The 11,908-nt window shown below is 71.9% G+C and carries 9 protein-coding genes; 5 read left to right on the forward strand and 4 right to left on the reverse strand.

Features of this window, described 5'->3' with window-relative positions; all coding sequences use genetic code 11:
• Positions 1 to 12 precede the first annotated feature (12 nt).
• Positions 13 to 528, reverse strand: coding sequence for a PadR family transcriptional regulator (locus tag AB0J33_RS17365; RefSeq protein ID WP_030490856.1), 516 nt, complete (start codon positions 526 to 528; stop codon positions 13 to 15).
• Positions 529 to 703: 175 nt separating this feature from the next.
• Positions 704 to 2,332, reverse strand: a complete 1,629-nt coding sequence (gene pruA / locus AB0J33_RS17370; RefSeq protein WP_363614599.1) for an L-glutamate gamma-semialdehyde dehydrogenase — start codon at positions 2,330 to 2,332, stop codon at positions 704 to 706.
• Between the two features lie 415 nt (positions 2,333 to 2,747).
• Here pruA and AB0J33_RS17375 point away from each other — a divergent pair, with 415 nt between their 5' ends.
• Entirely contained in the window at positions 2,748 to 3,875 is a 1,128-nt protein-coding gene (locus tag AB0J33_RS17375) for a hypothetical protein (protein WP_363614601.1), read from the forward strand.
• A gap of 175 nt (positions 3,876 to 4,050) precedes the next feature.
• Here the strand turns inward: AB0J33_RS17375 and AB0J33_RS17380 are convergent, their stop codons facing one another.
• Positions 4,051 to 4,560, reverse strand: a complete 510-nt coding sequence (locus AB0J33_RS17380; protein ID WP_363614603.1) for a hypothetical protein — start codon at positions 4,558 to 4,560, stop codon at positions 4,051 to 4,053.
• 216 nt (positions 4,561 to 4,776) lie between these two features.
• On the opposite strand from AB0J33_RS17380, the gene AB0J33_RS17385 reads away from it, so the two are divergent.
• Both AB0J33_RS17385 and AB0J33_RS17390 read left to right on the forward strand, forming a co-directional pair.
• Positions 4,777 to 5,004: a helix-turn-helix domain-containing protein gene (locus AB0J33_RS17385; RefSeq protein ID WP_091393976.1), complete on the forward strand. Its 228-nt coding sequence runs from the start codon at positions 4,777 to 4,779 to the stop codon at positions 5,002 to 5,004.
• A 470-nt stretch (positions 5,005 to 5,474) separates the two neighbouring features.
• Positions 5,475 to 6,071 (forward strand): Rv3235 family protein, encoded by a 597-nt coding sequence (locus tag AB0J33_RS17390; protein ID WP_363614605.1) that lies wholly within the window; start codon positions 5,475 to 5,477, stop codon positions 6,069 to 6,071.
• A 395-nt stretch (positions 6,072 to 6,466) separates the two neighbouring features.
• Here AB0J33_RS17390 and secA read toward each other — a convergent pair whose 3' ends face one another.
• A complete protein-coding gene (gene secA, locus AB0J33_RS17395; protein WP_363614607.1) occupies positions 6,467 to 9,394 on the reverse strand; it encodes a preprotein translocase subunit SecA in 2,928 nt (975 codons plus the stop codon).
• A gap of 168 nt (positions 9,395 to 9,562) precedes the next feature.
• On the opposite strand from secA, the gene AB0J33_RS17400 reads away from it, so the two are divergent.
• Both AB0J33_RS17400 and AB0J33_RS17405 read left to right on the forward strand, forming a co-directional pair.
• Entirely contained in the window at positions 9,563 to 10,714 is a 1,152-nt protein-coding gene (locus AB0J33_RS17400; RefSeq protein ID WP_363614610.1) for a GNAT family N-acetyltransferase, read from the forward strand.
• Complete coding sequence (locus AB0J33_RS17405) at positions 10,711 to 11,823, forward strand: GNAT family N-acetyltransferase (RefSeq protein ID WP_363614612.1); 1,113 nt, start codon at positions 10,711 to 10,713, stop codon at positions 11,821 to 11,823. The genes AB0J33_RS17400 and AB0J33_RS17405 overlap by 4 nt, the downstream gene beginning before the upstream one ends.
• Positions 11,824 to 11,908: the final 85 nt, after the last annotated feature.

The raw sequence follows: 11,908 nt of genomic DNA on the forward strand, positions 1-11,908 counted from the left end.
ATCCGCCGAAGATCACCCGACGGGGGCGGACTTCAACCACGAGAGGGCAGCCTTGTGGTAGGCGACGGCGAACTCCAGCGCGCTGGCGTCGTACGTCTCGCCGTCCCGTTTGGCGTTCTTCACCTGCTCCCGGACCTGGGCGAGGGCCTCGGTGTGGTATTCGTTGGCCGAGGCGTACAGGCCCTTCAGCTGGCTGGCGGAGTGCAGGTTGCCGAAGGCCATCCGAAGCGCGATCGGGTTGCGGATGGTGTCCCGCCCCGGGTTCTCCGCCAACCAGCGGGAAAACGTCCGTTTTCCGCTGGCGGTCAACGCGTACGGCTGGCTCATCCGCGGACCCGGCTTGCCGAGCCGCACAAAACCCCGCTCGGCCAGCACCGGCAACTCGCGGTACACCTGACTGCGGGTCATCGACCAGTACGGCGCCAGACGGCGCTCAGCGGCGGCCATCAACTGACCGCCTGTCATCGGGCCCTCGTGGAGGAGGCCGAGCAGGGCCGCCGCCGTAGGGTTGACTCCGGAATCCGCCATGCCCACTACGCTGCCACTTTGCGCACCCGGCGTCCAGGATTTGCCAGTTTGCCACCCAACAGGACTTCCTAAGTGCACTGTCGGCGACAGACTGTCCGTTGAGGACTATCAATGGGTTACCACGATCCGGCGTCCGCCGGCGGCGCCACGCGCGCCGCCGGCGGATCGTCGCCGGTCAGCCCATGTGGGGGTACATGTGGTCGGTCGGCGGCACGAAGGTCTCCTTGATCGTCCGCGGCGAGACCCAGCGGACCAGGTTGAGCCAGGAGCCGGCCTTGTCGTTGGTGCCGCTGGCCCGGGCGCCACCGAACGGCTGCTGCCCGACCACCGCGCCGGTCGGCTTGTCGTTGATGTAGAAGTTGCCGGCCGCGTAGCGCATCCGCTCGCCCACCGACTCGACGACCCGACGGTCGGTGGCGAACACCGAGCCGGTCAGCGCGTACGGGGCGATCGACTCGGCCTGCGCGACCACCTCGTCGAACCGGGCGTCGTCGAAGACGTGCACACCCAGGATCGGCCCGAAGTACTCGGTGGTGAACGTCTCGTGGGCGGCATCCCCGCACTCGAACAGGGTCGGCCGGACGAAGTAGCCGACCGAGTCGTCGGCGGTGCCACCGGCCAGCACCCGGCAGCTGTCGTCGCCGCCGATCAGCTCCAGCGCGGCGGTGTGCCGCGCGAACGCCTTGTCGTCGATCACCGCGCCGCCGAAGTTGCCGAAGTCGGTCACGTCACCGTAGGTCAGCGAGTCGGCGGTGGCGGCCAGCCGGTCACGCAGCCCACCCTCCCAGATCGAACGCGGCACGTACGCCCGCGAGGCCGCCGAGCACTTCTGACCCTGGTACTCGTACGCGCCCCGGATCAGTGCGGTGTGCAGGGCGTCCACGTCGGCGCTGCGGTGCGCGACCACGAAGTCCTTGCCGCCGGTCTCGCCGACCAGGCGCGGGTAGCCCCGGTAGCGGGCGATGTTGTCGCCGACCGTCCGCCACAGGTGCTGGAAGACCTTCGTCGAACCGGTGAAGTGGATGCCGGCCAGATCCGGATCGGCGAGGACGACGTCGGAAACCTCCTCGCCCCGACCGGTCACCATGTTGATCACGCCCGGCGGCAGGCCGGCGGCCTCGAACAGCCGCATGGTGAAGTGCGCGGCGAACTGCTGGGTCGGGCCCGGCTTCCAGACCACCGTGTTGCCCAGCAGGGCCGGCGCCGACGGCAGGTTGCCGGCGATGGCGGTGAAGTTGAACGGGGTGACCGCGTAGACGAAGCCCTCCAGCGGGCGGTGGTCGAAGCGGTTCCAGACGCCGGGCGAGGACGCCGGCTGCTCCTCGAGCAGGCGGCGCGCGAAATGCACGTTGAACCGGAGGAAGTCGATGAACTCGCAGGCCGAGTCGATCTCGGCCTGGATCGCGGTCTTCGACTGGCCGAGCATGGTGGCGGCGTTGAGGGTGTCCCGCCAGGGGCCGGCGAGCAGCTCGGCGGCGCGCAGGAAGATCGCGGCGCGCTCCTCGAAGGGCAGCGCCCGCCACATCGGCGCGGCATCCTTGGCCGCCTTGACCGCCGCACGGGCGTCGTCGTGGGTGGCGTGCGCGGTCACCCCCAGCACGTGCGCGTGCTTGTGCGGCTGCACCACGTTGATCGGGTCGCCGCCGGCCATCCGCTGCTCGCCGCCGATGGTCATCGGCAGGTCGATGCGCTCGGCGGCGAGCTCGGTCAGCCGCCGCTGGAGCCGGTCCCGGTCGGGGCTGCCCGGCTCGTAATTGCGAACCGGCTCGTTGCGCGGCTCGGGAACGGAGAACACGGCATCCATCAAGGCTCCTGGCGATCTCGACAGCAGTGGCGAAACCGGACCCGCAGGCACCGACCGGACGGCCGGACACCGGACGCCGCACGGAAGGCCGAGCAGCGGCGGGACCTCCCGTGATTCTCCCATGACGGGCCGCGCGCCCCGCCTCCGCCACCGCCCTGCGCCAAGGACCGGCCCACCCCTCCTCCCCTTACCGACCGGTCTCGATCCGGTGACCCGCCCCAGGTCGGGCCGCCGCCTGGCCCGCGCATCAGGCAGTCATCCCGGCCCGCTCCGCGCCGGCGGTCGCGGCCCCGGCGGCCGGTCCAGCGGAGCCGACCGCGGGCTCGAACCGTCTCGGCCGTCCCGGGGCGGCAGGCGGCCCAGCGGGCCCGCGTACCCTGAGTGGTCGGTGACCTGCCGCCTCGAAGGGGAGACGATGACCAAGCAGCCCGGCCGCGTCCCGGCCGCCGAGTCGGACGAGCCGGCGGTCGAGCCGACCAGCCCCAGCAGTCAGCCGCTGCCCGCGCCCGGCGCGGCGGTGCTCGCGCTGCTCGCCCTCGGCTGGCTGGCCGCGATGCTCTGGTCCACCCGGGAGGCCATCAACTCGGCGGCGGCCGGGGTCACCGCGATCAGCCTCTCCGCGTTCGCCCTGCCCGGTGTGATCTCGGCCGCGCTGGTGGCCGGGGCGGCCGTCGCGCTGGCCGGCGGCAACCAGCTGGCCCGCCGGTACGGCGACTGGGCCACCCTGCGCTTCGCCGGGGCGATCGGCGCCGGGATGGTGGTCGGGCTCGCTGCCGCGGTCGCCATCAACCTCACCTACTTCGACACGTCCACCACCAACGTGATCGCCGGCACCACGGCCGCTGCGGCGATCATCGGAAGCGCGCTGGCCGGCGCCCGCACCGCCCCGGCCATCGGCGCGGTGGTCACCGCCGCGCTCGGCACGCTGATCTTCGTGGTCGCGTTCAGCCAGGCCCGGGACCCGCTGTTCGACCTCTTCGGGGCCGGCGACAGCCAGGAGTCGTTGGTCAACGCGGCCAAGTGGGTGTCCCGTACCGAATCGCTCGTCGCCGGGCTGCTCGCCGGGCTGCTGGCCTTCGGCTACCTGACCTGGGCACGGCGTCGCGCCGTCCGCCGCGATCCCGAGGCGCCCGCGCTGCGCTGGCCGGCATATCTGGTCGCCGGCGCCGGGCCGGGGCTGCTCCTGCTGCTCGCCGAGGTGATCATCCGGATCGGCGGCCGGTCGCTGCTCGATCTCGCCAGCGCGCTCAGTGACGCGGACGCGGTGGCGCAGACCTCACTGGGCACCTCGCGGGTGGACAACGGCATCTGGGTGCTCTTCGTGGGGGCGCTGACCGCGCTCATCGCCTTCGGCCGCACGCTCGGCCCGGCCCACGCCGACGACGACGTACCGGCCGACGGTCCGAGCCCGGTCGCGGACCAGGTCGACCCGGAGGACGACAAGCCCGGCTACGCCAAGGCGTTCGACGCCGACCCGGCCGAGACGTCCGACGCACCTGAGACGTCCGACGCCGACCCGGCGAAGGCGAACCCGGCCCGCTGACGCGCCAAACCGAGCCAGCGAACGGCGCAGAGAACCCCGCCCCGCGCAGGCGCCCCTTCCCGGGTCGATCATGGAGTTGTGGTGGGTGGTTCACCCGCTTGTGCGGCTTACATCCACCAGCACAACTCCATGATCGGGGCCGGGGCAGCTCGGGCGGCCAGGGCCGCTTTCCCGATCAGTCGGTGGCGCGGAGCAGCTGGTCCAGCTCCGTCACGTCGTACCACTCCAGCTCGTGGTCCTCGGCGCCGTCGACGGTGAACTGGGCGTCCGGGTCCCCGGCCGCCGCCTCCGCCACCACGTCGGCCGCCGCGCCGACCTCCTCGACCGCGTCCGCCCCGTCCACGTGGATGGCCGCGACGGCGCCCGCCGGCACCGGACCGGTCAACGTCACCGCGCTGGAACCCAGCTCGCCGTCACCGCGCCCGACCACGCCCGACGGCAGGTCGACCGAGACGACGACGCGGCGGCGGGGAGCGGCCGGGTCGGCCCGGAGCAGGTGCAACGCGTCCTGGGCAGCCCGGGTGAACGCGACGTACTCCAGCTCCTCCTCGTCGCCCTCGGCGTACCACTCACGCAGCGCCGGGGTCACGGCGTGTGCCTGCTCGGCGGCCAGTCCCTCCTCGCGCAGCCGGGCCAGCATCGGTACGGTCGCCGGCACGTACACCCGGACAAGCTCCTCGGTCACCGGTCGTCTCCCCGCGTCGTCCTCCACCGGCGTCCGCCGGCACGGGCGCAGATCATGCCGCACGCCGTGACCGTCATACACCCCGCCTCCGGCCGGAGGAAGCTCCCCAACCGGTGTGTCCCGCGTGGTCGGCTGGCAACAACCCGGCCGGGTGCTGGGCGGTCGGGGCTGTCGGTGGCAAACTGAGCCAAACGACGTCAACCCCTGGAGTTCTCTGTGGAGCCGAGGTTCCTGCTGCTCTCCGACGTGGCCACCGAGCTGAACGTGTCGGATTCGCAGGTCTACCACATGGTGCGCAGCGGGGAACTGCCAGCGATCAAGATCGGCGGGCGCGGCCAGTGGCGCGTCGAGCGCGCCCGCCTGGAGGAGTACATAGCTCGCAAGTACGACGAAACAGCGGACTGGGTGCAGAGCAACCCGCTGGTCGACCGCGACCCCGAATAGCGGCATCCCCCACGCCCGGCCGCGTCCCCTGCCCCCACGGGACTCGCCGCCAGCCCGGCCCGCACCGCCAGCCCGGCCCCCACGGCCAGCCCGGCCAGTCCGGCCCGCCCGGCCCGCCCGCCCGGCTGCTCCGCCCGGTTCGACCACCCGCCCGGCTCGACCGCCGTCTCCGCCCGGCTCGACCGTCCGGTCCGGCCCGACCGCCGTCCCCGCCCGGCTCGACCGCCCGGTCCGGCCCGACCGCCGTCCCCGCCCGGCTCGACCGTCCGGTCCGGCCCGGCGTGATCCACTCGGCTTTGCGGAAGTCGGGGCATTGAGGGCTGCTGGATAGGCCGACATCAAGGAACACGAGTGGATCATGGGCTTCTTCGGGTGAGGGCTACCCCGAGCCATTGACCGAGGCCGCTCTGTCACTCAGAATCGATGTTGTCGGAGGCAAACGTAAACAAACGCAAGATCGAGGGGCTACGATGAGCGGCGTGAGACCCGGTCCTTCTCGACCGCCCGTACGGTTGCGCCCCGTCCCACCCTTCGACCCGCCGTACGTCGACGAGACCGACGGGCCGTACTGGCCGGCACCGACCGACGGTCAACTCGCCCTCGACCTGTTCGCCTCGACCCGACCGCATCCGGCCCGGCCCCCGGAGCGCCGAGCCGCCCTGCGCCAGGTGCCCGCCCGGTCCGCCGCCGCCACCCACCCGGTCACGTCCCTTCCGCCGGCGACCGCCCCGGAGGCCACCCGAGCCGCGCATCGCTTCGTCGGCACCTGCCTGGAGGTGATCAACGGTTACCGGTCACCGGCCCAGGTCCGAGCGCTGCTCGATCCCGCCCGAGCCGGTGACCTGCTGACCGAGTTGGCCCGCGCGTCCGGCCGGGTGGGGACATCCCGCCAGCGCGCCGGCCGGCCAGTGGTCCGGCTGCTCCGCCTGCGCGTCTGCGAACCCCGGGAGGCCGCAGTGGAGGCGGCTGCCGTCCTCACCGGCGCGGGCAGCCGGAGTTGGGCGATGGCGCTGCGCCTGGAGCATCGCCGGGGCCGCTGGCTCTGCATTGCCCTGAACGTGCTCTGAGACAACCCACCCCCGGCGATGATCCACTCGGGGTTCAGGAAGACGCGGCATCCGGTTGGCGATGATGCCCCGGTTTTCCGGAGGTCAAGGTGACCCGAGTGCGAGGTGACCTGAGGGCGAGGTGATCAGTGGAAGCGGCTTCCGGCAAGCCTGTCGAGATGTACCAATTGCAGGCTTCGGCGGGCTGTTCGAGCACTTTGGCGCTGCGATGTGTGCCTGAGCGGTTCGAAACGGCGGCAGGGCCGCAGACGCCGACGGTCCCGGCCGTGCAGGCCGGGACCGTCGATCAGACGTTGGTCGGGTGCGGGCTGCTGCCCGGTGCGGACGCCGACGGGTCCCGGCCTTCACGGCCGGGACCCGTCGGTTCGGAACGCTGGTGGTGCGGCTGCTGTCGGTCAGTTGCCGCCGTTGGGGGCACCGTGGCAGCGCTTGTACTTGCGACCCGAGCCACACGGGCACGGGGCGTTGCGGGACGGGCCGTTGCTCGCCTCCGCCTGGTTCGGTGCCGGTCGACGGGCGGCGGCCGACGGAACGGCCGGGCCGCGCAGCCCGGATGCCGGTCGCTGCGGGGCGGACGGCGCGCTCTGCCCCGGCGCCGCCGGGGCACCCGGAGCCGGTCGACCCACACCCAGCGCCGGAGCCTGCTGCTCGGCCTGCTCCACGGCGACCGCGCCGGGGCTGGCCTCACCGTCGAGGGTGGGCGCGGAGTATTGCAGGCCCTGCCGCCGCGGTGCCTGGTTGAGGCCCTTGGCCCGGATCTCCACCGGCTTGTCGAGCAGCGTGACCTCTTCGGCCCCCGCCTCCGGCTCCGGTTCGGTGACCTGGACGTCGACGTTGTAGAGGAAGCCGACCGTCTCCTCCTTGATGCCCTCCATCATGGTGGCGAACATGTCGAAGCCCTCGCGCTGGTATTCCACCACCGGGTCGCGCTGGGCGTACGCCCGGAGGTTGATGCCCTCCTGGAGGTAGTCCATCTCGTAGAGGTGCTCGCGCCACTTGCGGTCGATGACCTGGAGCAGCACCATCCGCTCGAGCTGGCGCACCCCCTCGGTGCCGAGTTGCTCCTCACGCCGGTCGTACGCGGCGTTGGCGTCCTCCTTGAGGCGGGCGACCAGGAAGTCGGCGTCCATGCCGGCCCGGGAGCCGCCGGCCTCCTCCTCCAACTCCTCGATCGTCACGCCGACCGGGTAGAGCTGCTTGAGGCTGGACCAGAGCTGCTCAAGGTCCCAGTCCTCGCCGTAGCCCTCGGAGGTGGCACCCCGCACGTACGCCTCGACGGTGTCGTCGATCATGTTGCGGACCTGGTCGGAGAGGTCCTCACCGTTGAGCACCCGGAGCCGCTCGGCGTAGACGACCTGGCGCTGCTTGTTGAGCACCTCGTCGTACTTGAGGACGTTCTTGCGGATCTCGGCGTTCTGGCCCTCGATCTGGGCCTGGGCGCTCTTGATCTGCCGGGTGACCATCTTCGACTCGATGGGCACGTCCTCCGGGATGTTGAAGCGCTCCATCACCGCCTCGACCGCCCCGGCCCGGAAGCGCCGCATCAGCTCGTCCTGCAGGGACAGGTAGAACCGGGACTCGCCCGGGTCACCCTGCCGGCCGGCACGACCACGCAGCTGGTTGTCGATCCGCCGGGACTCGTGCCGCTCGGTGCCCAGCACGTAGAGGCCACCGGCGGCGGCGACCTCGTCCGCCTCGGCGTCGCAGGCCTGCTTCCAGGTGGGAAGGACCTCCTCCATCGCCTTGGCGTACTCTTCCTCGTTCTCCAACGGGTCGAGGCCGCGCTGACGCAGCTCGTTCGCGGCGAGGAACTCGGCGTTGCCGCCGAGCAGAATGTCGGTGCCCCGGCCGGCCATGTTGGTCGCCACGGTGACCGCGCCCTTACGCCCGGCCTGCGCGACGATCTCGGCCTCCCGCGCGTGGAACTTGGCGTTCAGCACGTTGTGCGGGATGCCGCGGCGGCGCAGCAGCTGGGAGAGGATCTCGGAGTTTTCCACCGAGACGGTGCCGACCAGCACCGGCTGGCCCAGCTGGTGCCGCTCGGCGATGTCCTCGATGACGGCGTTGAACTTGGCCTTCTCCGTCTTGTAGATGACGTCCGGCCGGTCTTCGCGAACCATCGGGCGGTGGGTCGGGATCGTCACGACGCCGACCTTGTAGACCTTGTTGAACTCGCCGGCCTCGGTCTGCGCCGTACCGGTCATGCCGGACAGCTTCTCGTAGAGGCGGAAGTAGTTCTGGAGGGTGATGGTGGCCAGGGTCTGGTTCTCCTGCTTGATCTCCACCCCCTCCTTGGCCTCGATCGCCTGGTGCATGCCCTCGTTGTAGCGGCGGCCGTGCAGGATGCGACCGGTGAACTCGTCGACGATCAGGACCTCACCGTCGCTGACGATGTAGTCCTTGTCGCGCTTGTAGAGCTCCTTGGCCTTGATCGCGTTGTTGAGGTAGCCGACCAGCGGGGTGTTCACCGACTCGTACAGGTTGTCGATGCCGAGCCGGTCCTCGACCTTGGCGACACCGCGCTCGGTCACCGCGATGGTGCGCTTGGAGTGGTCGACCTCGTAGTCGCCCTCGCCGTCGGTGCCGGGCTGGAGCCGGCGAACCACGCCGGCGAACTCGCCGTACCAGCGGGCGGAGTGCTCGGCCGGGCCGGAGATGATCAGCGGGGTGCGGGCCTCGTCGATCAGGATGGAGTCGACCTCGTCGACCACCGCGAAGTTGTGCCCGCGCTGCACCAGCTCGTCCTTCGACCAGGCCATGTTGTCGCGCAGGTAGTCGAAGCCGAACTCGTTGTTGGTGCCGTAGGTGATGTCGCACTCGTACGCGGCACGGTGCTCGGTGGCCGGCCGGTTGGGCAGCACCACGCCGACGGTCAGCCCGAGGAACTCGTGCACCCGACCCATCCAGGCGGCGTCGCGCTGGGCGAGGTAGTCGTTGACCGTGATCACGTGCACGCCCTTGCCGGACAGCGCGTTGAGGTAGACGGCCATGACCGAGGTCAGCGTCTTACCCTCACCGGTCTTCATCTCGGCGATGTTGCCGAAGTGCAGCGCCGCGCCGCCCATCACCTGGACGTCGTACGGCCGCTGGCCCAGCACCCGGGCGGACGCCTCGCGGGCCACCGCGAATGCCTCCGGCAGCAGGTCGTCGAGGGTCTCCCCGTCAGCGAGCCGCTCCCGGAACTGTTCGGTCATGCCGGCCAGTTCCTCGTCGCTGAGGTTGACGTAGTCGTCCTCGATCGAGTTGACGGCGGCGGCGATGGCCTTGAGCCGGCGCACCATGCGGCCCTCGCCTGCGCGAAGGACCTTTTCCAGAATCGACACGGATCAACGCTCCCCTAGACGGTCTCGAACCATCGTAGGCGCTCCATCGGCGTGATGGTCACTGGTAGCGGCGGTCCATGGCGTTGAACCCGACATAACTCACGTAGCAGATACGCCGGGGACGTAATCCGGTTACGCCGTGGGCGAACGTTGCGGCACGATGCACGGGTGGAGCCAGCGGAGATCATCGAGGACGGTGTGCTGCTACGGCCCTGGCAGGAGGCCGACGCCGACGCCGTGCACGAGGCGTGCCAGGACCCGGACATTCAGCGGTGGACCAGCGTGCCGCGCCCATACCTCCCCGAGCACGCGCGCGGTTTCGTCACCGAGACGAGCCCGAAGGCGTGGGCCGAGGGCACCGGCGCGCTGTTCGCGGTCTGCGACCCGAGCACGGGGGAGCTGCTCGGCTCCAACGGCCTGATCTCGATCGACCGCAACGGCACCGGTGAGATCGGCTACTGGACGGCCCCCTGGGCGCGTGGTCGGGGCGTGATGGTCCGGGCCACCCGGGCGGTGGCCCGCTGGTCCTTCGACACCCTCGGGCTCCGCCGGCTCATCTGGCAGGCCGAGGTGGGCAATCACGCCTCCCGGCTGGTGGCGCTCCGGGCCGGCTTCCGGATCGACGGCCGGTTGCGGCTGGCCGACCCGGCGCCGCACGGTGGCGCGGACGGCTGGATCGGTTCGCTGCTGCCCGGTGAGGTGCCCGTCGCCGGGTCGACCGGGCCGGCCGGTCCGGGCACCCTCGCCGCCCGGCGGGCCGCCGTCTTCGGGCGCCCGCAGCCCGTCCTGTTCGCCACGCACGGTGCCGGCGAGCTGCGTCTGCGGCCGATGGAGGAGCGGGACCTGGACGCGGTGGTGCGGAACTGCCGGGACCCGGAGAGCATCCGCTGGACCACGGTGCCGGATCCGTACGAGCGCGTCGACGCGCAGGGCTACCAGGCCCACAACCGGGACGCCTGGGCCCGGGGGGACGCCGCCGGCTTCGTGATCGCCGATGTCGACGACCGGTACGTGGGCTCGCTCGACCTGCGGCTCTCCCCCATTGACCCGCTGCTGGCCGACGTCGGTTTCATGACCGCACCGGAGGCCCGGGGTCGGGGCTATCTGCCCGCCGCGTTGGTGGCGCTCGGAGCCTGGGGCTTCGGCACGTTGGGCCTGGCCCGGATCGAGTGGCGCGCGAACGTGGGAAACAACGCCTCCCGCCGGGCCGCGGAGAAGGCCGGCTTCGTCGTCGAGGGGACGGCCCGGGGCGGTGTGCAGCACCGGGGCGAACGGGTGGACGTGTGGGTCGGTGCGCTTCTCCCCGGGGATCTGGGATGACTCCGCCGCCGGTCGTCGAGGCGTACGGGGTGCGGCTGCGTCCCTTTCGCGCCGAGGACGGCGCCGACGTGGTCGACGGCTGCGCGGACCCGCTGACCCAACGGTTCGTGTCGAACCTGCCCACTCCGTACACCGAGACCGACGCCCGCTGGTGGATCGACGTCGGCGCTCCGGCGGCCTGGACCGGCGGTGGCGCCGCGTACGCCATCGCGGACCCCGCCACCGACCGGCTGCTCGGCGCGGTGGGGCTGAACAACCCGGTGCCCGCCCGGGGCCAGGTGGAGATCGGCTACTGGCTGCGGCCGGCGGCGCGCGGGCGTGGAGTGGCCACCGCGGCGACCCGGGCGCTGAGCGAGCACGCGTTCGCCACCGGGACGGCCCGACTGGAGTTGCTCACCGAGCCGGAGAACGGCCCGAGTCAACGGGTCGCGCTGGCCGCCGGTTTCCGCTACGAGGGTCTGCGCCGGTCGGCCGGTGCGTCGCGGGACGCCGGCCGGCACGATCTGCTGGCCTGGGTACGCGTCGCCGGTGACCCGCCCGCCCCGGCGGCCCGGCTGCTGCCCGACCTGCCCGGCGGTGTGCTCACCGATCAGGTGGTGGCCATGCGCCCGCTCGCGCCGGACGACGCGGCGCTGATGTACCGCCTGCACAGCCGGCCCGAGGTGGTGGCGAACCAGGCCCCGCCGGTGCCGCCGACGCGCGAGGCGATCCAGCGGCGTTGCCGTCTCGCACAGAGCAGTTGGCTCACCGGCGAGATCGCCCGGCTGCTGATCGTGGATGTGGCCAGCGGGGAGCCGGTGGGCAGTTGTGGCCTGTCGTACACCGACGTGGCCGCCGGCGAGGCGTCGGTGGGCTACGCGTTGCTGCCCGACTGGCGCGGTCGGGGGTACGCGACCCGAGCGGTCCGACTGCTCGCGGGCTGGGCGTTCGGCCCGGCCGGCATCGCCCGACTGTCGGCGGGCACGGTGCCGGACAACACCGCGTCGCACCGGGTGCTGGAGCGGGTCGGGTTCCAGCGCGAGGGTCTTCAGCGCGGCCGCCTGCCGGGGCTGGCCGGCACCCGACTGGACGACCTGACCTTCGCGCTGCTCCCCGCCGACCTGCGCTGACAGATCATGGAGTTGGGGGGGGGGGGGGGGGGCCCCCCCCCCCCCCACCCCAACAACGAGTAAAAGGGGGGGGGAAGGGAAGGAG

This window comes from Micromonospora sp. NPDC049645, from assembly GCF_040675155.1.
Classification (GTDB): domain Bacteria; phylum Actinomycetota; class Actinomycetes; order Mycobacteriales; family Micromonosporaceae; genus Micromonospora.

Coding starts and splice junctions, on each gene's coding strand:
- AB0J33_RS17365 (WP_030490856.1), bottom strand. CDS start 528: ATGGCGGATTCCGGAGTCAACCCTACGGCGGCGGCCCTGCTCGGCCTC.
- pruA (WP_363614599.1), bottom strand. CDS start 2,332: ATGGATGCCGTGTTCTCCGTTCCCGAGCCGCGCAACGAGCCGGTTCGC.
- AB0J33_RS17375 (WP_363614601.1), top strand. CDS start 2,748: ATGACCAAGCAGCCCGGCCGCGTCCCGGCCGCCGAGTCGGACGAGCCG.
- AB0J33_RS17390 (WP_363614605.1), top strand. CDS start 5,475: ATGAGCGGCGTGAGACCCGGTCCTTCTCGACCGCCCGTACGGTTGCGC.
- AB0J33_RS17405 (WP_363614612.1), top strand. CDS start 10,711: ATGACTCCGCCGCCGGTCGTCGAGGCGTACGGGGTGCGGCTGCGTCCC.